Below are 21479 nucleotides of genomic sequence, written 5' to 3'. Positions count from 1 at the left end.
TGCGACGGCATCGCGCCGCGCAACCACCTGGCGGAGGCGTCGGCGGCCGGCGGAACGCGGGCGCTATTGGCGGGCTTTGGATACGGCGTCGGCGGTCTTGAGGAGGCCGGCGCGGAGGCTCTTGACCGGGTCGGACAGGGGGTAGCCCTTGGTCTCCAGCTTCTTGATGTCGGCGGCCGTCGTACGCAGGCAGTCCTCGCGCGGGTACCGGTCCATCGGGAGCAAGGTGAGGTCCATGGGGTAGAGGGCGGCCGTGGCCGGGGTCGAGGCCACGGTGAGGGGGCCGACTTCGAAGATGCTGCCGTTGTCCTCCACGAGGAAGACCTCAAGGGCGTACACGTCACCGACCTGGCTCTTGTCATCGCGGCCGGTCCCGTTGCCCGTGCCGAGCGTCAGGTGGAAGGCTTCGGCCTTCTTCGGTTCGAAGTTGTGGCCGTGCGGGACCGCGACGCGGGTCGTCTGCCCGACGTCCGGGACCTCGATCGCGTAATCCGCGGTGAAGACCGTCCCGCCTCCCGAACCGCCCTCGCAGGCGCCGATCGAGGCCTGGCCCTTGTTCCGGACTCCGATCTCCTTGAAGGAGCGCAGGGAGGTGGTGTCGTTCTTGAGCCCCACCGACAGGATGGTGGCCTCGGTGGTCGTATTGGTGGTGGCCGCTGCGTCCACCTGGTCCTTCTCGGTGGCGGGGACGTCCTTCGTGGAGTTCGCGGACAGTTCGAGGACGGAGAAGTCGCCGGGTTCGTCCTCGGTGAGGAAGTCGTGCGCGAGGCTCGCCGCGGCGACGACCAGGCTGGCGACGGTCACCCAGGCGAGGATGCGGCCGCCCTGCCAGCTCCGGGTCGCTGAGAGTGACCTGCGCAGTCGGCCCGGCGAACGGGCCGGGGGAGTGGGGGCGGGGGGCGGAGTCGCGCCTCCTGCGGGTGCCTGTGCGGCTCCTGTACCGGTGGCGCCTGCTGGCGCCGGAATGGCTCCCGTACTGGGTGTGCTTGCCGCGCCGGGCGTGGTTGCCGGGTTGGGTGTGCTCCCGGTTGCGGGAGATCCCCCGGCAGCCGGCGTACCCCCCGTGCCCGACGTGCCTCCGGGGACGGGCGTGGCCCCCGGTCCCGGTACGGCTCCGGTCGCGGGCCGTTGGCTGCCCTGGGTGCCGCCGCCGCTCGGGGGCGCACTCGATCCGCCCGTCGCCGGTGTGCTCATGTGCCGCGTCCTTCCTGCATGTCCTGTCTTGCAAGCCAAGGCGGCCCGTAAGGCCGTCGAGGTTCTGCGGGAGAAAGAGGCCGCCGAAGCACGTCGCCAGGCCGCAGAAGAACGCAAGCGTCAGCAGCGGGATAAGCCTAAGCGGATCTGTGTTCCCCACCCGTCCCGTGAGACGATGGCGCCGATCATGGCGTGCGCCACGGACCCAGGAAACTCCACAATCGAAGTCCCCATCGATCCGATTATGAATGCGATCGTATGGGAACTCACAGGCGCCAACGATGTCAAGGAGTGCGTAGAGAAGCCTACTGCGCTGGGTTGCGCGGTGGCGGCCGTCGGTGTCCTGCCAATAGGTCGACTGAAGCTACTCAGTAAAATCGGCGACGCTATAGGGGCTGTGAAGGACTACCGAAAAACGGGCGGTGCTATCGGCTGTCTGGTCAGGGCTGCGCACAGCTTCCCTGCTGGAACTCGTGTCCTCATGGCCGACGGAAGTGCCCGCCCCATCGAGGAAATACGTATTGGGGAGGTCGTCGCTTCGACAGACCCTGTGAGTGGTGAAACCGCTCCTCGGGCTGTGGTCGACACTATTCGGACTCCAGAAGACAGGGCGTTCACCGACCTCACCCTCGAGGATGGTGCCGAACTCACATCGACGATCCATCACCCCTTCTGGTCCGCAACGCACCAGCAGTGGCGAGAAGCCGGAGACCTGACAGCAGGAGACCAGCTCCGTACTGCGGAGGGTGATAACGTCTCCATTGCTGGCACGCGTGACTGGTTTGGTCGGCAAGCTGCTTTCGATCTGACCGTCAGCGATTACCACACCTACTACGTCTTTGCAGGGGTGGCGCCAGTCCTGGTGCATAACTGCAACGGCGGATTCAAGGTTCCCGTATCGACCGACGAAATCCGGAAGCTCAATAGTAATTTCGAGGGCACTCGGCTTTTGAATGGGTCGCCCGAGAATGCAATGATCAATGCTGGATATTACAATAGCTTCTGGGAGAAGCCTGGCGTAATGATCAGGGATATCGCCGGAAGTCACATGTTCGACAACGGAAACAAGCGAACTGCGCACGAGGTAGTCAGTCAGCTCATGCAGCGAAATAATGTCGTCAGTGGCCCCACGGCTGACGAATTGTGGGCCGTAATTGACAACGTCAGTGATAGTGCGCGACCTGGTCACACGATGGATATCGGTAAGATCGCAGCGATGCTGCGAGGATTCTGAGGAGATGCTGTGATCGATATCGAGCTGCTCATGGAAGAGTTGGCTAAAGTTGGCGTCACCATGGTCCTGAAGGCCGACCATGGAAGGTTTGCTGAATCGGGCCGCTTCTGGACGATTGTTATGTCAGGTCCTGGATTGGGTGAACAAGGCGGCATTCATACTGATATGCCCAGCCTGCAGGAATGCCTGGACTACGGGTTGGCCGAATTGCAGACGCGTCCTGGAGACTGGGAATGGCTGCGGCACATCGCGTGACATAGAGGTCTTGGCCCCGTCGATTGGTCGGCGGGGCCTTCGGCCGCACTCGGGCAGGTGGTCGTGTGAATGGGATCGTGGCCCGTCCTCCTGCTCATCGTGGGGGCGGGCATGGCGATGCGCCTGTTCCTCGCCGTAGCCGTAGCCGTAGCCGTAGCCGTACGACGCGCTTCCCAGAAAGCCCGGGCCAGCAAGTAGGAAGAACTCGGCGACGAGTTGGCCGCGCTCGCGCCGGGCCGAGGCACAGCTGCGACCGGTCCTGGACGAGGGCGTCCTCGGCGATCTGATGAAGGGGGCGCACTGGCCGCAGATGGCCCGTCAGCTCGTCTCCCTGCAGCAGGTCGGCGTCGACATGAGCGTGTTCCTGCCCCGGCGGGGCGTCGCCACGACTGTCCAGGCGACGCGGCGACCGTCAAGGCGGCGGGCACCGACCGGTGGGCGGACCAGCTCCGCGCCCTGGCACCCGAGGGCCTGGTCCGCTACGCGATGCTCTCGTCCCCGGCCTGGTGGCTGCGTAGGTGACAACGAGGAACGGTTGTAGAGAGGTTTCGGGAACGATAGGTGATCCGCTGGCTGCGGAATGTTGGTGAGAATCAGTAACACCCACCTCGGCGCGGTGTTTGCCGAGGAGCTCAGGAACGATTCCTCTGTTCGAGGCCGATGGAGAGAGGCTGTCATGGAAGACGAGCTGGGCGAGCTGATTCATCTGGCGGATCCGCCGGGCACGAGTGGCCACGTTGTGTCTCTGCGGGTGTTGGAGCTTCCAGCTCCTGGCAGGGACTGCCTGGACTGCGAGTTCGTCATCGAGACCGACACCGTCAAGGGCACCTTCCCGGTCTATGTAACGGCCGATGACCTTGATGACTGGCAGGAGGCTCTTGAGGCGCTCGCCGCAGGTCGGTTCGTGTCATGGCTGAACTCGGGTCGGACGGTCCAGTTCAAGATCAAGCCGCTGAGCCCTGGTGTGATCGGGGTGTCGATCCATGACGGCCCGTCGTCGCAGGTGACGGTCAGCTTCCCCCTCTTCCCGGCGACCGGCTGGATCGATGATCAGCGTGCGCGTCTCGAAAAGGTGCGGCGAGCGTTCGCTAGCTGACCGTCCTGACGTCATTGGTGGTCAGCCGGCAGCTGCTTGTTCTGCGGGGGCGCGGGTGGTTGCGAGGCGGTAGGAGTCGGTGCCGGTCTCGATGATGTTGCCGCCGAAGGTGAGGCGGTCGACGATAGCCGCGCAGAGGCGGGGGGCGGTGAACGTCTTTGTCCAGCCCGAGAAGGATTCGTTCGAGGCGATCGCCACGCTGTTCTTTTCCTCCCGTTCGGTCAGGACCTGGAAGAGGAGTTCGGCGCCGCGGCGGTCGGGTTCGATGTAGCCGAGCTCGTCGATCCAGAGGAGATCGACGCGTCCGTAGCGGGCGATGGTCTTGGTCAGCTGCTTCTCGTCGGCAGCCTCGACGAGATCGTTTACCAGCTTCGTCGCCAGGACGTACTTGACCCGGTAGCCGGCCATCGCAGCCTCGGTGCCGAGCGCGATCAGCAGGTGGGACTTGCCCGTCCCGGAGCCGCCGATCAGGCAGAGAGGCAGGCCCTTCTTGATCCATTCGCACTTGGCGAGGGTGTGGATCATCGCCGCGTCGATGTTGGGGTTGGCGTCGAAGTCGAACTTGCGGAGTGCTTTGTCGCGGGGGAAGCCGGCGGCCTTGATACGTCGTTCGGAGCGTCGGCGGGCCCGCTCGTCGCACTCCGCGAGGAGGAGTTCGGCGAGGAAGCCGAGGTAGTACATCTGCTCGCGCTCGGCCTTCTCGGCAAGCTCGGGGAACTGGGACCGGATGGTGGGCAGCCGCAGCATCCGGCATGCCTGGTCGACGGCAGTGGTGGCGGCCTGCTCGGTGAGTCCTCGCTGGCGGGGAAGGGGCACGGCGTTCTCCTCAAGGGGTGGGGCGGTCAGATCGGCGGAGCCGCAGGAGCTGGTCGTAGTGGGCGACGGAAGGCAGCGGGTGTGTGTCGGGCGGCAGGCGGGCCCGAACGGCAGCGGGCAGCGGAGCGATACCGGGCGGACTTCCAGGGACGACGGGCGGCGCAGGGTTCTCGGGCTCGGCGTCGGCCGCTTTGCGGGCCTCCAGGGCGACGGCGTCCGCGGTCAAAGCGCCGGATTTCAGCGCCGCGGCGAGGCCGGTGATCAGGTGTTCGTGGGGCAGGTGGCCGCTCGTCGTGGAACAGGTGCAGCCACTCGTCGGCGGGTACACCCCGCTGAAGGTCACGTTGCGACAGGTGATGTACCGGCTCGTGGCCGAGGGCGTGCTGCCGCAATCGCCGCCGATGTATCGCCGGTTGTCCGCTCAGCACGCCCAGGCCCGCCGCGAGAGCCGCTGCCCCGACCTGTTCGACACGGTCCGCGAAGTCTACGTCCCGTCGGCCTGGCCGGACGCGGATGGTTTCGCGCGGGAGATGCCCGGCTGGTTCCGCCTGGACCCTACGGCGGGCCAGGGGCATGTCCTGTACGTCGCTGCGGAGAAAGACACCCTTCGGCAGCAGCTGACCGGCTGGCTCGAGTTCGCCGGCATCCCCGTGCTCGTGGTCTGTGGCTTCGGCTCCCAGTCCTACCCGACGCAGTCCGCGACCGGGTCAAACGGGAGCAACGCGCAGCCCACCTCGCCGTGGTCGGTGATTTCGACTGCTCGGGCGAGGATATTGAGCGGGACTGGGTGGAGCGCACGGGGGTACTGAACCTCGGTGGCCAGGGTGGTGCTCACCCGCGAGCAGGGGGCCGCGATGGCCCAGCGGGAGAAGGCCGTGGACTCCCACATGCCCTACTGGAGCGCAGGGTTCGGGTTTCTCCCTTGGTGCGGAGGCCGCTGGTCGCCAGAGCGCTCAGGCCCCGGCACGTCGACGTGTGTCCACGGAGGCACGCCCCCCGATCCGTCCTGCTCGGTGGTCATTTCCCATGTCGTCACGCGCCTGTGGAACCGCAGAGGATTTCTCCCCGACCGGACCTGGGCGCAGGGCTGGTCTTCCCCGCAGCCGCACGCTCCGGTACGCCTGCCTCCACGCCGAGCCTCCCGAGCCGGGTCTGCTGCGCAGTGTTGAGCCTGCTGAAGTTGCGTCGTTGGGTGGTGAGCCACCGTCCTCGCCGTGCCGGGTCACCCAGGGTACAAGCGCGGCCAGGCGCGCGCCTTCGGCCGGCAGGGAGCAGGGCGAGGTAGGTGGAGTGCCGAGGGCAGTCCACGGTTCCACCCGCCGGCCCCGGGGGCCAGCCTTCCTCGATCGCCGTGAGCGATGCGGCCCGGCATACGGGGTCTTTGCCGAGTCCGCCCGGCTGGTGCACATTCCCGACCGCGCGGGGAAGGGGTGGCGTGCAGCGGGGCGGCCAGGGTCCCGTGGAGCTCGTAATAGGCCTGGGCTGCCGCGCCGTTGGTCGACAGCGGGTTGCACCAAAGATGTTAAGCGGACGCGACGAAGGGGGGATCGCGCGTCGTGGGGCTTCAGCACTGATGGGACCGGGCTGCGTTGTGCAGTCCGGCGGGCATGCGGCGGGCGGGGGAGGGCCGCGGCGCGACGGATGTGTCCCTGGCCTGAGGCCGGGTACTGGGCCGCCGAGGTACGGATATGGGCCCGGCACCCAGGCGTGTACCTACCGCAACGACGGTCGAATTCCTATCCTGTTCCTGCTCGAACTCCGGGCAGGATCATTACGGGGCATGCGATGCGAGTCCGAACGGGGGAGCGATGACATGGGGGCGTATCCAGGAACGGTGATCGGGGGGCGTTACCGGCTGACCCGCCCGTTGGGAGCCGGTGGTTTCGGCGAGGTCTGGGAGGCCCACGACCCGGTGCTGGATGTGGATGTGGCGATGAAGATGGTGCGCCTCAGCTCGGTCCCCGACGAGGCACGCGCAGAACTTTTGGCCCGGGCGGCGCGGGAGTCCCGCAATGCGGCGCGCTTACGGGACCACCCACACATCATCACCGTCCACGACGTGATCGAGGTCGACGACGCTCCATGGATCGTCATGCAGCTGGTGGACGGCGGGTCGCTCGCGGACGAGCTGAGGGCGAACGGCCCGTTGACCTTGCGGCGCACCGTCGACGTCGCCGACGCCCTGTTGAGTGCTCTGGGTGCGGCCCACGACGCGGGGATCATGCACCGGGACGTCAAGCCGGCCAACGTGATGCTCAGCGAGAACGGTGACGTCCTGCTCACGGACTTCGGCATCGCCGTAGCCCACACCGATCCCCGGCTCACCCGCACCACCATGGTCATCGGGTCGCCCGCCTACATGGCACCCGAGCGCTGGCAGGGCGCGCCGAACGACGACAGGTCCGACCTCTTCTCGCTGGGCGTGACGCTGTACGAGGCAGTGGAAGGCGTGCCACCGTTCCCCTCGGACAACCCCACCGCCGCTCTGACACAGACGCCCCGGAGTCCGCAACGCGCCGGTCCGCTGACGCCACTGCTCATCGGCCTGTTAGCGAGGGATCCGGCCGATCGCCCCACCATCCCCCAGGCGCTGGCAATGCTCAGCCGTGCCAGAAGGACCGGCGCCCGCCCCACGGAGGGCAGGCAGTCGGGGACACCGAACACCCCGCGGGCGACCGACGAGCGGCGACAGGGAGTCCACGACCCTTCTGTCCACCGACTCGCGGCCGAGCACGATGTGGACGTGAACTCCGTCAACGGCACGGGCGCCGACGGCCGCATCCGGGTTCAGGACGTCATCGCCGCCGTCAAGACGAGACACGGCGCCTACGCGACCCGCGCAGCCCGGGAGTTCGCCGCCCAGCAGGGCATCGACCTGACCAAAGTCGCAGGAAGCGGTAAGAACGGACTCATCCGCATCCAGGACGTCAAGCATCCCTCCACCGGGATGACGGGTGTCGGAGGCATGGCAGTCGCCGTGGCGTGCGTGGTGCTCTTCCTCTTCCTCCTGGCTCGGCTCAAGGGCTGAGAGACTCCCGCCGGGGCCCGCCCTCCACCGGCACCGGACCCAGGATGCGGAGCAGGTGGTCGCCCTCGCCCGGCGCCGGGACCTGCCTGCCTTCCTCGACCACCACGTGCCCTTGGGCCCCGACCAGAGCGCGGTGCACCTGAGCGTGCGCCGAGCCGACTACGACCAGATCGTCCGGCTCGGGTGGATCTCCCCGGTCAGCGGCGACCGACTTTCTTCCGGTTGTCTTCGGGCCGGCTCATCTCGCCCGACGGCTTGGACGCGGTCGCGGAGGCCCAATTTGGTCAGGATGCGGGAGACGTAGGTCTTGACGGTCTCGGGGGTGATGTAGAGCGCTAGCGCGATCTCGGCGTTGGAGAGGCCCTCGGCAAGGTGCTGGAGGACTTCCAGTTCGCGGGGGGTCAGTGTGCGCAGGACGTCGTCCCTGGCCGGGTGGGTGTGGTTTGTCGGGTTCAGGTGTCCGGCGAGGTGGCCGATGAGGTGGCGGGTGACGGCGGGTGCGAGGGGGCCTTCGCCGCGGGCCACGGTTCGTCTTGCCCTGGACGGTGTCGAGGCCGATGCCTTCGAGGTCGTGGCCGACGAGTTCACCGCCATGGTGAAAGCCTCCCTGAGCCGGGACCCGAGCGAGCTGGCGAGCCAGCTCCAACAACTCCTCAACCCCTGAAACCCGTCCCACCCGCACCTTGCCGACCGATAGACGGAGTTGGGCTCACAGAGGGTCAGACGTTACTCCCGGGGCGAGGCCCGTGGCTGCGGGGGAGCACCAAAAAACCACCCGCCGGGCTGATTCCTGCTCTTTCATCCAGGGATTCATCAAGGCCCTGGCAGGGTCAGAAGGGGCAGGGGGGCCGGTGACCTGCACCCGGCTTGGCCGCAGGTCGCCTGCCGGGGGTCTGCCAGGCTCTTCTTCCGGCACACCCCCGGCGGGGCCGGGCGTGTGGTTCCGTACATTTCCCTTGCCCGTGTCAACGAGACGACTGGAGGCGGGTGACGGCTTCCTCCACCGATGCGCAGAACCGATTCCCTTCAGCGTCGTTGAGAAAGGTGAGTTCCTCGGGAGAGTGTCTGGGCTTCCCCGGCGCTGGGCCGTTCCGTGAGTCTCACGGCAGCCGGTGCGCGGCCTGTCCAGTAGACGCCTCTGGCTCGTATCCGGTGGTGGCGGATAATCATCGAGGAATGTTCTGGTCGAGCTGGTGGGTGCCCCTCCAGGCCAGGATTCCGACCCTCCCGCACGCCTGAACTGAGGTGCCCTGAACGTCGGGCTGAACTGGCCGGTGGTATCTCTGCACGTGACAACCGTCGCCCTGCACCACCACCGGATGTGAGCCAGGGACGTTCCTTTCACAGTCCAGCTCGGCGGTGTTTCAGGTCCAAGCCGTGGTCGGCCGAGCGGATGCGGGTCAGAGTGCGATGGGGAGTTCCTCGATCCAGCAGTCGACTGACTTCGCCGTGATCACGGCTTGGGCTTCCTCGGCGTCGGCTCTGGTCAGGAAGACACCCGCTCCGGTGACCTCGGGCCCCTCAAGGCGGGGCAGCCGTGTCATGACGACGTAGACGTGGCGGTGACGCTCCCGTCGGATAGTGGCGTTCTCTTCAGCCGACAGTGCCTCGACGAGTTCCTGGGCTGAGGCGATGTCGAGGCCGGCATGGACTCCGGAAAGAGGCCGGCTGGGCCAGGTGATCGGCCTGAAAGGGTGGAAATCGTGGAAGAAGCTCTGCTGAGTGCGCCCGAGCACTCCTTCCGTCCAGCCGACAGCCATGGCCACCACGTAGTCGCACTCGCCTTGGCTCTCCAGGACGAAGACGCGATCGTCACGGTCGAAGGACACACTTGCGTGTTCGGCCTTCACCCGCTCGCTCTCGGCCTCGGTTGCGCATCTGATGGCCAAGCCTCGGTAGTCGGTATTGATCTTCATCACGGCGGCTGGCTTGAACAGCAGGTCGATTGTCGTCTCGGCCTCGCCGGCCTCGCCGGCTTCGCCGGGGCGCCCGAGACTTCGCATCAGGAGCTGGCTGTGGCTGGCGGTGTAGGCCAAGAGATGGAAGCTGCGGTCGCTGCGAAAGACCTCGTTGCCGGGGACGAACTGGTGATCGAGGTTGAGCCAGATGCTGTCCGTCATGGGCTCACGATCTCCGTCCCGCCCAAGTTGGTCAATGTCAGGGTTCACCTGAGGGACCCGGGTCCGCGCTCTCCCCGCCCTGTTGATGCCCGCGGTCCTTCAACCTGCCGCTTCTTGACTGGGCTCCACTGAACCCCCACCAACTTGAAGTCGTAGTTCAAAGGGCTGGTGTGACCGATCGTCCACATGCTCACGCTGGTCATGGACGGGAGTTCGCGATGAAGATCCCCTGTCGCGGTTGACTTCGATGTTTCGTCAGGACGAGCGGAGCACGCAGGAGGCAGATTGGCGCGGGTGGGGGCGGTGCGGAACTTGATGAGGATCCGCCAGTTCTTGAGATGGGCGAAGCCGTGCTTGACCGGTGCCCGTCCGATCGCGAGGACGCGGCTGGCTTCCTTCTCGTCCGGTGCGAGCTTGTGAGTGCGGCCGGCCGGGGTAGACGGCTGACCGGACCGCCCATCGGCGCGGCCAAAACTCAGGAGAGGACACGATCAAGGTGAGCGACGTCGAGCACCGGAAGCAGACCCCCGACGGAGCGGCCGAACTCCTGGTTCGCTGCCTGGAGAACGAGGGCGTCGAGGTGGTGTTCGGCGTGCCCGGCGAGGAGAACATCCGTTTCACCAACGCCCTCGCCCGCTCGGAGAAGATCCGCTACGTCCTCACCCAGCACGAGCAGGCCGCGTCCTTCATGGCGGAGATGCACGGCCGGCTCACCTGCTCGGCGGGTGTGATGTCCGCGACGCTGGGGCCCGGCGCGATCAACCTGATGCTCGGCGTCGCCGACGCTATGACGAACAGCACGCCCGTCGTCGCAATCACCGCGCAGGTCGGCAAGGAGCGCAACTACAAGGAGTCCCACCAGTTCGTGGACCTGGTGAGCATGTTCGCCCCGGTCACGAAGTGGTCGGCAGAGGTCCCGGCCACCCCGGCCATCCCCGAGATGGTGCGGCGCGCGTTCAAGACCGCGGAGTCCGAGCGGCCCGGCGCCGTCTATCTCGCCGTGCCCGAGGACGTCGACGCGGCGACGGACGGCTCGGACCTGCGCCCGCTGCGCAGGAACGTCGTGCAGCCCGAGACTCCGTCCCCGAAGCAGATCGAGCGAGCGGTGGAACTGCTGCGCGAGGCCCGCCGACCGGTGATCCTCGCCGGACACGGCGCGGCGCGCGACGGCGCCGCAGAGTCGCTGACGGCGTTCGCCACCGCACTCGACGTGTCGACGGCGACCACCTTCCACGGCAAGGGCGTCCTGCCCGACGACCACCCGTGCGCGACCGGCACCTTCGGCTTCATGCGGCGCGACTACACCAACTTCGGGTTCGAGGAGGCCGACGTCGTCATCGCCGTCGGCTACGAGCTGCAGGAGTTCGACCCGTCCCGGATCAACCCTGACGGGGACAAGAAGATCATCCACCTCCACCGCGTCCCGGCGGAGGTGGACGACAGCTACTCGGTCGACGTCGGCATCATCGGCGACATCTCCGCCTCCCTCGACGCCCTCGCCACCGCACTCGACGGCCTGCGCTGGACCATCGACGACGAGGACACCATGGCCACCCGCGCGCTGCTGGCCAAGGAACTCGAGCAGGGCGTCACGGACGAGCGCTACCCGCTCGCCCCGCAGCGCATCATCGCCGACACCCGCGCCGCGCTCGGTCGCGACGACATCGTGCTGGTCGACACCGGCGCGCTCAAGATGTGGATGGCCCGGCTCTACCCGACGTACGCGCCGAACACCTGCCTCATCTCCAACGGCTTGTCCACCATGGGCTTCTCGCTGCCCGGCGCGCTCGCGGTTCAGCTCGCCCGGCCGCAGACGAAGGTGCTGGCGGCGGTCGGTGACGGCTCGTTCCTCATGCACTCCCAGGAAATCGAGACGGCGGTCCGCGAGAACATTCCACTGACCGTGCTGATCTGGGAGGACAACGGCTACGGGCTCATCAAGTGGAAGATGGACCTGGAGGTCGGGGAAAACTCCAACACCGACTTCGGTAACCCGGACATCGTCCAGTACGCCCGCAGCTTCGGCGCGAAGGGCTACCACATCGAGTCCGCTGGGGATCTGCTGCCGACGCTCCGCGAGGCACTGGCGGACCCGGGCGTGTCGATCATCAACTGCCCGGTGGACTACGCCGAGAACATGAACCTCATCGAGCACCTCGGGAACCTCGACTCGGCGCTCTGACGCGCCCGCCGCGAGGCCCGACCCCCGCACGGGCCGCGCGGCGGCCCTCCCGCAGGGGCGGTGCCCTCGGGTTTCCGGCATCGCGTGGCATTTCCGCGGCGCGGGGTAGACGGTCGCCGTCAGGTTCGTCCGGTCGAGGAGAGGAACGATTGTGATGCGTGCTCGGAGCATAGGTGCGGCAGCTGCCACGGGATTGGCGCTGGTGGCCGCCCGCGACCTCGTGCAGAAGAAGCACGCGCTGCTGAGGAACTTCCCCCTGGTGGGACATGCCAGGTATGTGCTGGAGACGATCGGCCCCGAACTACGGCAGTACATCGTGACGTCCAACGACGAGGAGCGTCCCTTCAGCCGTGACCAGCGCAGCTGGATCTACGCGTCGTCGAAGGGGGAGAACAACTACTTCGGGTTCGGCACCGACAACGACGTCGAGCACGTGCAGGGTCATGCATACGTGAAGCAGCGTACGTTCGCCGGCGCGCTGCCCGATCTGAGCGACCCGCAAGCAGCGTTGCCCTCGGCCAAGGTGCTCGGCGGACCGCGCGGCCGCGCGAAGGCGTTCCGCCCGGCGAGCGTCATCAACATCTCGGCGATGAGCTTCGGCTCGCTGTCCGGCGCGGCCGTCACGGCGCTCAACAAGGGCGCGGCGCTGGCCGGGACGATGCAGAACACCGGCGAGGGCGGCCTGTCGCCCTACCACCTCAACGGCGGGGACCTTGTTCTCCAGATCGGTACGTCGTACTTCGGCTGCCGCAACGAGGATGGGACGTTCAACCTCGACAGGCTCAAGTCCATGGTCGCGGGCGCGCCCGTCAAGGCGATCGAGATCAAGCTCTCGCAGGGTGCGAAGCCGGGGCTCGGGGGCATGCTGCCGGGCGCGAAGGTGACCGACGAGATTGCCGGGATCCGCGGCATTCCTGCGGGCAGGGACTGCGCTTCGCCGTCGAGGCACACCGCCTTCCACGACGTGGACTCGATGCTCGATTTCGTGGAACTGTTGGCCGCGGAGACCGGATTGCCGGTCGGGATCAAGAGCGCCATCGGGGAGACGGAGTTCTGGGAGGAGCTCGCCACGCTGATGGAGCGGGGTGAGCGAGGGGTCGACTTCGTGACCGTCGACGGTGGTGAGGGCGGCACGGGGGCGGCTCCCCTGATCTTCGCCGACTCGGTGTCCCTGCCGTTCCGCGTGGGCTTCTCCCGCGTCTACGGCGTGTTCGCCGAGCGGGGCCTGACCGACGACGTCACCTTCATCGGCTCGGGCAAGCTCGGCCTGCCCGAGAACGCCGTCGTCGCGTTCGCCCTCGGCGTCGACATGATCAACGTGGGCCGTGAGGCGATGCTGTCCATCGGCTGCATCCAGGCCCAAAAGTGCCACACCGACAAGTGCCCCACCGGCATCGCCACCCAGAACCCGTGGCTGGCGCGCGGCATCGACGCGCCCTCGAAGGGCATCCGGGCAGCGATGTACCTGCGCACCCTGCGCAGGGAGTTGCTGAGGGTCTCGGGCGCCGTCGGTGTCCCCCACCCGTCGCTCATCAACCCCACCGACATAGACATCCTGAACGGCGACTACGACGCCCGCACCCTGGGGAGTGTGTACGGCTACAAGGACGGCTGGGGCTCGCTCGGGCCGGAGCTCGCCCATGAGATCGCCGAACTGATCACCACCTGAGCTGGCTACTCGGCCACCTGCTCTCAACCGTCATGCCCTGCGCAGCACGCCCACCGAGTCGAGCGCACCGAGCGGACGGTGGTGCTGTCAGGGAGCGATGCGCCCATCCGGTAGAGGCCACCCGATGGACGCGGTGCGCACCACCCTCGTCCCCGGTACCCCGTACATCGCCGGCCGCCGGTGCCAGTGCGGCCTGCGATCTGGGGGTCCTGGTCGGCCGGGCCGGCTACGAGGGCAGGGGGTGCTGGGCTGGGCGGGCGCGGAAGCCGTCGAGCAGGTGGGCGGTCAGGCGGCGGGTGGCGCGTTCGTCGTCGGGGAGGGCCGTGACCAGTCCGTTGTGTGCGAGGAGCGCGGCGATGAGGTCGGAGGGGTGGAAGTCCGGGCGGAGCTCGCCGGTGGCGCGTGCTCGGCGGACGAGGTCGGTGAGGGCGTGCCCGGCTGCTTCTCGTTCCCGGATGTGAGCTTTCGCGTCGGCGGGGAACGCGGTGAGGAAGGCGGCTGGGAAGCCGCGTTCCGCGCGTTGGAGGCGGCACAGTTCTTGAAACAGGCCGCTGAATCCCCGCCACGGGTCGGGGTCGGCGACGGCGGCCGCGAGGGCGGCCCGGCAGCCGGCCGTCTGTTCGGTGAAGGCTTCCCGCAGAAGGTCGGTGCGGGTGGGGAAGTGCCGGTAGAGGGTTGCCGGGCCGACGCCCGCTCGTCGGGCCACGGCCGCCATGGGAGCGGCGATGCCGCGTTCGGCGAAGACCTCCCGGGCTGCGGCCAGCAGACGCGAACGGTTGTGGCGGGCGTCGCGTCGACGGGACGGGGCCTTGCCGGGCACGGGTCCGTCGGACGGGTTCCCGGAGGTGATCCGAGAGGAAGTCGTGGTCACTGTCTCTCACCTCGGGCGAAAACGGATGGTGCATTCCGAATTCGATCCTACGGTGAGCCCACCGGGGCGAGGCAGCGCCGGTGGCAGAGCGACGGAAGGCGGACAGGACAGTGGACGACGCTGTGGAGGGCCGCGGGGAACCGGCGACCGCGACGACCATGCGGGCGGTGCTCTTCGACCGGTACGGAGGCCCCGAAGTCCTACGCCTCGCGCGGGTACCGCGCCCCGTTCCACGGACGGGTGAGGTATTGGTACGGGTGGCCGCGTTCAGCGTCAACGGCGGAGAGACCGCCTTCCGGGCGGGCCGGCTGCGGCTCCTCAGCGGGGGCTCGTTCCCCAAGCGGATCGGGATCGATCTCAGCGGCACCGTGGCCGGATTCGGACCGGGCGCCGCACCCGGTGCGGGCGGCCTCGCCCTGGGGGACCGGGTATGGGGGGTGATGGAGCGCACTTCGGGGTACGGCAGCGCCGCCGAGTACGTGAGCATCCGGCCGGAGCGACTGGGCCTGATACCCGACGGCACCGACCTGGTCGAGGCCGCCGCGCTGCCCGTTGCCACAACGGCGGTGACGGCGCTGCGCGACACGGCACGGCTGCGCCCCGGCGAGCGGGTGCTGGTACGGGGCGCGGCGGGCGGGGTCGGCAATGCCGTGGTGCAGCTCGCGGCGGCGGCCGGGGCGCAGGTCACGGGACTGGCGCGGGCGGGCAACCTGGACTTCGTACGGTCCCTCGGCGCTTCCCGGGCCGTGGACCACAACGCCGTCCACCTCCGCGACCTGGGCCGGTTCGACGTGGTGGTGGACACGGTGGGCACCCGGCTGCCGGAGCACCGTGCGCTGCTGGCTCCGGGCGGCAGGATGGTGACGATCGCCTTCGACCTGGGACGTCCGGTCCGTTCTCTGGGCTACCTCGGGCTGAGCACGCTCCTGCACGGGCGGAGCCGGGTGCGGTTCTTCAGCGGGAATCCGCGACGGGACCTGCTCGACGAGGTGGCCGCGCATGTCGCGGCGGGACGGTTGCGGCCGATGGTCCACATCGTCTTTCCCATGGACGAGGTGCAGGGGGCGCACCGGGCGCTGGAGGCAGGCGGTGTGCGGGGGAAGTACGTGGTGTCGGTAACGGCCACTTGAGTACGACCGCTTCCGCCCGCAGTCGCCACTGCAGTCTCCCCGGCCGGCCGCCGAGCGGCAGGAGCCGCCGTCATCCGCACGAGGCCGCCACCGCACACCAGCCGGGTCCGACTCCAGGGGCCCGACCCCCGGCGCTGCCTCGCCCGTAAGGGACGTCCTGCTTCCAGCCGTCCCGTAGGGGCGACCGACGGCCGGCTCCCGGCTGATGCCTAGGCGTGGTCGGCTGGATGTGTAGGGCGCCGAGCGTGAAGGCGGGAAGACATAGACGTGGCTGGTGGCGTCCGTCAGCGTCCAGCCCTTGAGCGCGACCGCGGCACGGGTGCCGTTGGTGCAGCACCCACTCGGTGTTGAGCGAGGCGTTGGTGCGGGTGTCGCTGCTGGGGGAGTCGTACCAGAACTACGTCACGCGCAGCGTGTCCATGCCTGCGGCGTCTGCCTGGCTGGGGAGCGCGAGCGCGGTCACGGCCGTGATCGCGGCGATGGCCACGACATGGAGGGTGCAGGGCATGAGCATGGGGAAGTCCGTTCAGGTCAGGAAGAGCCTCCGAGAGTGGCGGGGTGTGACCGGGACGGTAGGGGTGGATGAGCCGGTGCGGGGCTGAGGTTTCCGGCTCGTGGCAGAACGTCACCCTTGGGTGTGAGGGTATGCCGTGGAGCGCCGCCTAGCGAAGCGGGCGGTATTCCCTACACGACGGTCGGGCCTGCCCAGGAGGGTGGCGGATGATCTGCCCGTCCTCAGGGCAGCCGGCTGCTGTTCTGAGGGTTCTTGTTCTTCAGGAGCTCCGCCTCGTGGTGGCGTCCGAGCTGGGTGTAGGTGATGGTGAGGCTGGCGCGGGCCGTCAGGGTGTCGGGGCGGTGGGGGCCCGTTCCTGTTCTGGTTCTGGAGGAGGTCCTGCGGCTGGCTCACGCAGTTCTCTGACCTGGTTGAGTCCGTCGAGTTGCTGATCGCGACGGTTCTGTGCGGCAGGCTGCCAAGGTCCGCCCGGCTGAGGGGCCGCAGTTAGTGTCGGCCGTGAACTCGGCCTTCTTGCAACTGAGTTCGGCATCCGTCTGTCTGCGGCAGGTTGCTGGCCAGTAGGGAAACGGCTTTCGCGGAATCGTCTTTTCGCCCCTGGGGAACGAAACATGGAAAGCAAGGTTTGAGAGCGGTCTGCGGCATGCGCGGAAAAAATTCGCCGGGATCGGCAAACGTATACCGACTTTAGGGTGGCTTCGACTGCAGAACAGTCGGCGGCCTGACGTTGCGTCAAAGACTGCGTCGGTGGAGCAGACGAACCAGCAGGGCGAGATATGCTGTCGGGTATGGCGAATGAGAACGGATGGACTACCGACGGTACGGAGATGGCGTGGATGGCCGACGTGTTGGCAGGAAGGCCGGCCGGGTTCGTCTCCACGATCGTCCCTGACGGATTCGCCTGCTACCTCCGGGTGCTTCATCGGTGGGTGAGGACCGACGGGACGGGCGTGACGGCAACCTGGCGGGAATTGGCGCATCAATTTGAGATTCCCTATCACGCGGAAATGTCGTCGTCTTCAATGGCGGATGCCGTGAGGGATACGGATAGGGAGCAGGACTGGACTATCTCGAGGGCTGAACCTGACGTCGGCACCAGGGTCGCTCTGTCCCGCATCCTGGATGCGCATTCTGGAAGCCAGCCTGTCTACTTTGCATACGGTTGGGAGGCTGTGTTGTGGGATGTGGAAGCTCCTCTCATCGTGACCGGGTCCTCGGCTGCTGCAGTGGAAAAAGTCAGGGAAGCCGTGAGTGAGAAGGGCGACCTCGAAGGACCCGAGCACTGGTGGGCTCAGGATCGCAGTTGGGTTGTCGTCACCGATCGCGATCTCGACTCCACGTATGTGGCCTGCTCCAAGGGCGTTGCTCAGGCAATCATGGATGATCCGCAGATCGAGTCTCTGCCCGTGACCCAGAACTCCCGCATCGTCCGATAGCCCGGCTCAATTCCACCTCGAACGTCACCGCCTCACCTACCTATAGAAAGCCAATTGGCCCTGGCCGGCCGCTTGCGCGGTCGGCCAGGGCCAATTTTCTAGTTTGCAGAGTTGGGCTTTGGAGGCTTCGGCTTCACGACGTGATACTTGTCAAAGCCGAGAACCTTGCTCAGCTCTCCGGAGAATCCGATGGTGGGGTCGTCGTCCCCTCCTGTGGAGCTCCACTTCTTGTATTCAACGTTCCCGCCATCGAACTTCCAGAATTCGACTTCCTTGCCCTCGCGTGTATAGATCTTCTGCGGATCTCCGAACTTCTTCCGCAGTCCTCGTTCGATCTCTGCGAGTTTCTCGGAAGGAATTTCGTACACGGGGCCGGATCCCTTCTTTCCGAAGGGTTTTCCGGCCGAGTCGAGAGCCATGTCTCCGAGCTGGCCGATCCTGCCCATGCGCGTCGCGGCGGCCGCGTCGCCGGCGTCGACTTCGGCTGCGAGCTTGCCGAGCTTCTTGAGCTTGGCGAGTTTGGCCGGCGGGATGGGGATCAGGGCCATGGCGAACATGCCGCAGGTCGTCCCGCCAGGGGCATCCGCGCAGGCCTTGAGTTCGTCGTAGCCCAGCATGCTCTTCAGACCCTCGCGGTAAGGGTCGAGGACGTCTCGGGAGTCGCCGACCTCTACTCCGCGTGCCCAGGCTCCGATGACGCAGCCGGCGGCGCCGCCCTTGAGACCGGTGCAGTAGGCCTTCTTCTTGTCGGCCTCCTCGGCCTCCTTGCGGAGCCTTTGCTCCTCTGCGCCGAGGCGGGCCTGGAGTTCTTCGCGGTACTTGGCGGCCCAGTGGCCGTAGGCATCCCACTTGGCCTTGTCGGCTGCCTCGGCGGACTGGCCCGCGGCCAGGGCGTCCTTGTGTGCTTGGTCGGCTGCCTGGTTGGCGCTCCAGGCGGAATCGGAGGCGGCCTGGTGGGAGGACTCGGCGAGAATCGCCGAGATCTCGGCGTCCCGCGCAGCCTGGTTGGCGGACTGGGCCGCGGCGCGCGCGGTCTTGGCGGAGGCGGAAGCCTTCGTTGCGGAGTTCTGCGCGCTGGTCGCTGACTTCTTGGCGTCCTGCGCGTACTTCCCCGCGAGGGTGGAGGACTTCTTCGCCTCGGCGGCCGCTGCGTCCGCGTCGGCCTTCGCCTGGTTGGCGATCGCGGCAACCTCTGCTGCCCGCCAGGAGTCCTCCTGCGCCTTGGCGGCGATACCGGAGGCCTCGGAGATCAGCTGCTGGATCTGGTGGCTGTGGGTGGTGGTGAGGTCGTCCTTGCGCTGGGCGACGAACTGGGTGTACTTGATGAAATCGCGCACGAGCTCCGGCGGGCCGGCCAGCGCGATGCGGGCTGCGGCCTTCAGCTCGGGTCCTCCTGTGCCGAGGTACTCGGTGGCCTTGACCCGGTCGTCCTTGGCGCGGGCGTCGTGCTGGCCCCGGTTGAGGAAGGCGAGGAGCGCTTGGGCACTGCCGTCCTTGAGCGCCTTCTGGGCTGCTTCGCTTACTCCCACCTCAGCATCGCTGATGAGGGCGGTGGCCCTGACTCGGTAGTCGACACGGGCGGCTTCGTGCTGGCCTGTGCGGACGAAGTCGGATATCTGCTGGGGGCTGCCCTTGAGGGCCTTGGCCGCTGCGGTGCGCACGGCCTGGGGCTGGGCGGTGTCGTCGGCGAGCTTCTCGGCCGTGACCCGGTCCTCTTCGTGCAGGCCCTGCTGCCAGCCGTAGCGCAGGTAGTGGATGACGTCGGCGTCAGTGCCGGACAGGGCTATGCCGGCGTGGTACTGGCTCCATGAACCTCGCTGCTTCAGGGCGGTGAGGGCGAGCTTGCGGCCCTGGGCTGCGAGGTCCTTGACGTTCGGTTTGGGTTTCGCGGCCTCGGCCCCCAGCCGTGCGGCTTCTGCGTCGAGGGCCCGGTGGGATTCGATGGTGCCGTTGATGTCCTTCTGCAGGTCATCGCTGGCCTTCTTCAGGTCCTTGGCCTTCTCGATGGCGCCGGCGGTGCGGGTGTTGAGGTCCTCCTGTTCGGCCTCGCGGGTGAGGTCGTGGATCTCGGTGGCCTTCTTGACCGCGTCGGTCGCGGACTGCGCGGCCGTTTTGGCTGCCTTCGCGTGGCGGGTCGACTCGGCTGCGGCCCTGTCCGCCTCACCCGCATGGTCTGCGGCGTTGTCGGCTTCCTTGGCCGCGTTCTGCGCGTGGAGGGCTGCGGAGTTCGCGGCGTCGTGGGCCTCGTAGGCGGCTTTGGCGGCCTTACGGGCCAGGGCCTCGGAGGCTGTTGCCGCCCGGTTGGCCTCGCGGGCGTGGCGGCGGGCCTGTTCGGCTGCTTCACGTGCTTCGCGGGACTGGACACCTGCGGCTGCGGCAAGCCGGTCGGCCTCGGTCGCGGCATCGGCCGCGGCCTGGGCGTTCTCGCCCGCACTCTTCGCCGCGTTGGAGGCTCCGGCGGCGGCCTCGGCTGCCTTGCCGGCCTCCCGGGAGGCCCCGGCTGCCATGCCGGCGCTCTTCGCCGCTTCACGGGCCTCTTCTGCGGCCTTGCGCGCATCGCCGGCCTTGCCCTTGTCGGTCGCCGCGGCCGCGGCGGCCTTGCCGGCCTTGCTGGCTGCGGCGGCCGCCCCGATCGCGGCGGCGGATGCCTGGGACGCCGCGCTGGAGGCGACCCGGGCGGCACGTGTGGCGGCGGCCGAGGACGTGACTGCCTGTGCGGCGGCGCGGGCTGCACCGCGGGCGGCCTCGGCCGCCCGTCCGGCCGCACCGGCTGCCTTCAGGGAGTCGTTCTTGGCTTCCTCTGTCTCCTTCTGGGCGCGCTGGGCCGCCTCCTTGGCCAGACGAGCGGCGCTGACGGCCGTCTTGGAGGTTTCCTCGGCGAGGTTCTTCGACTGCTCGGCCTGCAGACCTGCTTCCTTGGCCTGTTCGGCGAGCTGGGCGACGGTGGCGTGTTCCTGGTCCCGGGTGCGGGCCACGTGCTGGCCTACATCGAGGAACTCCTCGACCTCTTCCGGGGTGCCCTTGAGAGCGACCTTGGCCGCGGCCTGAGTGGCAGGGCCTCCGGTGCTGATCATCGACATCACCAGCACGCGGTTGTCCATGCGGCGGGCGTCGTACTGACCTTCGGAGAGGAATTTGCTGACGTCCTCGGGGGTGCCCTTGATGGCTTCCTCGGCGGCTTCCTTCACGCCGACGCCGCCGGTGCTCATGACCGACCAGGCCTGGACCCTTTGGTCCTCGGCGAGCGGGGCCTTCCAGCCCTTTTGAAGGAAGGTCTTCAGGTCTTCGTGGCTTCCCTGGAGGGCCTTGCGTGCGGCCTCCTGGACGGCAGTACCTCCCATGCCCGCAAGGGTGTAGCCGTCGACGCGGTCGTCAATCGCCTGTTCCTGGGCCCTACCGGTGCTCAGGAACCGGTTGACGTCGGCGTCGCTCCCGGTGAGCGCAGCCTCGGCTGCCGCCTTTACACCTGGTCCGCCTGTGGTCCACAGTTCAACGACCCTTGCGCGGCCGGTTGCTTCAGGCATCACGTCTGACGCGGCGACTGCCGGAGTGGTGTTGATCACGCCCGCCAGCAGGGCGACTGGCAGCGCCATCGCACAGGCCGCCTGCAGGCGCCGCGGCCGTGTTCGGGTGCTGGTGCCTGCCCTTGGCTCGCCTGAGCGGCGAACACAGTTGTTCACTTCATGTCCTTGAGTCGATGAGCGTGGACCGCCTGGCCGCCCACACGGCCCGGTCCCACGGGGTGCGGCGCAGCCGTGCCGGCTTGGGCAGGAGGGCACGGTCTGCGCGGTGTCACGGTCTTGGCGTCTGTCCGGTGAGACGTGGCCCTGAGTCTGGAAGCTGACCTCCACTCAGAACGGCCTGACACCGAAGCATATGTTCGCAGAAGCGAATAATGCTGTTAGATTACACAGAACTTACCGACATGACGCAC

The 21479-nt window shown here is 67.6% G+C and carries 14 protein-coding genes and 3 pseudogenes; 9 read left to right on the top strand and 8 right to left on the bottom strand.

Translation table 11 applies throughout. The features are described 5' to 3' along the window. Positions 1–63 precede the first annotated feature (63 nt). Positions 64–804: a hypothetical protein gene (locus ACZ60J_RS06030; protein ID WP_469679225.1), complete on the bottom strand. Its 741-nt coding sequence runs from the start codon at positions 802–804 to the stop codon at positions 64–66. A 337-nt stretch (positions 805–1141) separates the two neighbouring features. On the opposite strand from ACZ60J_RS06030, the gene ACZ60J_RS06025 reads away from it, so the two are divergent. From ACZ60J_RS06025 to ACZ60J_RS06015, 3 genes are all read left to right on the top strand, one after another. Continuing rightward, entirely contained in the window at positions 1142–2428 is a 1287-nt protein-coding gene (locus tag ACZ60J_RS06025; RefSeq protein ID WP_469679224.1) for a polymorphic toxin-type HINT domain-containing protein, read from the top strand. 9 nt (positions 2429–2437) lie between these two features. Next, positions 2438–2683, top strand: a complete 246-nt coding sequence (locus tag ACZ60J_RS06020) for a hypothetical protein (RefSeq protein ID WP_469679223.1) — start codon at positions 2438–2440, stop codon at positions 2681–2683. 676 nt (positions 2684–3359) lie between these two features. Continuing rightward, positions 3360–3779, top strand: a complete 420-nt coding sequence (locus tag ACZ60J_RS06015) for a DUF5959 family protein (RefSeq protein ID WP_469679222.1) — start codon at positions 3360–3362, stop codon at positions 3777–3779. A 21-nt stretch (positions 3780–3800) separates the two neighbouring features. Here the strand turns inward: ACZ60J_RS06015 and istB are convergent, their stop codons facing one another. Both istB and ACZ60J_RS06005 read right to left on the bottom strand, forming a co-directional pair. Continuing rightward, positions 3801–4595, bottom strand: coding sequence for an IS21-like element helper ATPase IstB (gene istB, locus ACZ60J_RS06010; protein ID WP_469679221.1), 795 nt, complete (start codon positions 4593–4595; stop codon positions 3801–3803). A 10-nt stretch (positions 4596–4605) separates the two neighbouring features. Then, positions 4606–4878: pseudogene (locus tag ACZ60J_RS06005) on the bottom strand (IS21 family transposase); the annotation flags it as partial. A 10-nt stretch (positions 4879–4888) separates the two neighbouring features. On the opposite strand from ACZ60J_RS06005, the gene ACZ60J_RS06000 reads away from it, so the two are divergent. Both ACZ60J_RS06000 and ACZ60J_RS05995 read left to right on the top strand, forming a co-directional pair. Continuing rightward, positions 4889–5404 (top strand): hypothetical protein, encoded by a 516-nt coding sequence (locus ACZ60J_RS06000; RefSeq protein ID WP_469679220.1) that lies wholly within the window; start codon positions 4889–4891, stop codon positions 5402–5404. Positions 5405–6429: 1025 nt separating this feature from the next. Further along, entirely contained in the window at positions 6430–7623 is a 1194-nt protein-coding gene (locus ACZ60J_RS05995; RefSeq protein ID WP_469679219.1) for a serine/threonine-protein kinase, read from the top strand. Between the two features lie 159 nt (positions 7624–7782). On the opposite strand, the pseudogene ACZ60J_RS05990 reads toward ACZ60J_RS05995, so the two are convergent. Together ACZ60J_RS05990 and ACZ60J_RS05985 are read right to left on the bottom strand one after the other, a co-directional pair. Next, positions 7783–8154: pseudogene (locus ACZ60J_RS05990) on the bottom strand (response regulator transcription factor); the annotation flags it as partial. An 869-nt stretch (positions 8155–9023) separates the two neighbouring features. Continuing rightward, positions 9024–9743 (bottom strand): hypothetical protein, encoded by a 720-nt coding sequence (locus ACZ60J_RS05985; protein ID WP_469679218.1) that lies wholly within the window; start codon positions 9741–9743, stop codon positions 9024–9026. A gap of 496 nt (positions 9744–10239) precedes the next feature. Here ACZ60J_RS05985 and ACZ60J_RS05980 point away from each other — a divergent pair, with 496 nt between their 5' ends. Both ACZ60J_RS05980 and ACZ60J_RS05975 read left to right on the top strand, forming a co-directional pair. Beyond that, the gene (locus tag ACZ60J_RS05980) at positions 10240–11925 is read left to right on the top strand and encodes an acetolactate synthase large subunit (protein ID WP_469679217.1); all 1686 of its coding nucleotides are present in this window, start codon (positions 10240–10242) and stop codon (positions 11923–11925) included. Positions 11926–12079: 154 nt separating this feature from the next. Then, entirely contained in the window at positions 12080–13594 is a 1515-nt protein-coding gene (locus ACZ60J_RS05975) for a glutamate synthase-related protein (protein ID WP_469679216.1), read from the top strand. A gap of 226 nt (positions 13595–13820) precedes the next feature. Here the strand turns inward: ACZ60J_RS05975 and ACZ60J_RS05970 are convergent, their stop codons facing one another. Further along, a complete protein-coding gene (locus ACZ60J_RS05970) occupies positions 13821–14444 on the bottom strand; it encodes a TetR/AcrR family transcriptional regulator (protein WP_469680244.1) in 624 nt (207 codons plus the stop codon). A gap of 179 nt (positions 14445–14623) precedes the next feature. Between ACZ60J_RS05970 and ACZ60J_RS05965 the strand changes: the two genes are divergently transcribed. After that, entirely contained in the window at positions 14624–15595 is a 972-nt protein-coding gene (locus tag ACZ60J_RS05965; RefSeq protein WP_469680242.1) for an NAD(P)-dependent alcohol dehydrogenase, read from the top strand. A gap of 1302 nt (positions 15596–16897) precedes the next feature. Then, complete coding sequence (locus ACZ60J_RS05960; RefSeq protein WP_469679215.1) at positions 16898–17545, top strand: hypothetical protein; 648 nt, start codon at positions 16898–16900, stop codon at positions 17543–17545. A 98-nt stretch (positions 17546–17643) separates the two neighbouring features. Here ACZ60J_RS05960 and ACZ60J_RS05955 read toward each other — a convergent pair whose 3' ends face one another. Together ACZ60J_RS05955 and ACZ60J_RS05950 are read right to left on the bottom strand one after the other, a co-directional pair. Then, positions 17644–20886 carry an ALF repeat-containing protein gene (locus ACZ60J_RS05955; protein WP_469680240.1) on the bottom strand — a complete coding sequence of 1081 codons (3243 nt, stop codon included), beginning with the start codon at positions 20884–20886 and terminating at the stop codon, positions 17644–17646. A gap of 102 nt (positions 20887–20988) precedes the next feature. After that, positions 20989–21069 (bottom strand): annotated as a pseudogene (locus tag ACZ60J_RS05950) (hypothetical protein); the annotation flags it as partial. Positions 21070–21479 lie beyond the last annotated feature (410 nt).

This window comes from Streptomyces sp. NPDC104226 (assembly GCF_055584085.1).
This window is presented reverse-complemented; position numbering and strand designations above follow the sequence as displayed.

Coding starts and splice junctions, on each gene's coding strand:
- ACZ60J_RS06015 (WP_469679222.1), top strand. CDS start 3,360: ATGGAAGACGAGCTGGGCGAGCTGATTCATCTGGCGGATCCGCCGGGC.
- ACZ60J_RS05985 (WP_469679218.1), bottom strand. CDS start 9,743: ATGACGGACAGCATCTGGCTCAACCTCGATCACCAGTTCGTCCCCGGC.
- ACZ60J_RS05975 (WP_469679216.1), top strand. CDS start 12,080: ATGCGTGCTCGGAGCATAGGTGCGGCAGCTGCCACGGGATTGGCGCTG.
- ACZ60J_RS05965 (WP_469680242.1), top strand. CDS start 14,624: ATGCGGGCGGTGCTCTTCGACCGGTACGGAGGCCCCGAAGTCCTACGC.
- ACZ60J_RS05960 (WP_469679215.1), top strand. CDS start 16,898: ATGGCGAATGAGAACGGATGGACTACCGACGGTACGGAGATGGCGTGG.
- ACZ60J_RS05955 (WP_469680240.1), bottom strand. CDS start 20,886: ATGGGAGGTACTGCCGTCCAGGAGGCCGCACGCAAGGCCCTCCAGGGA.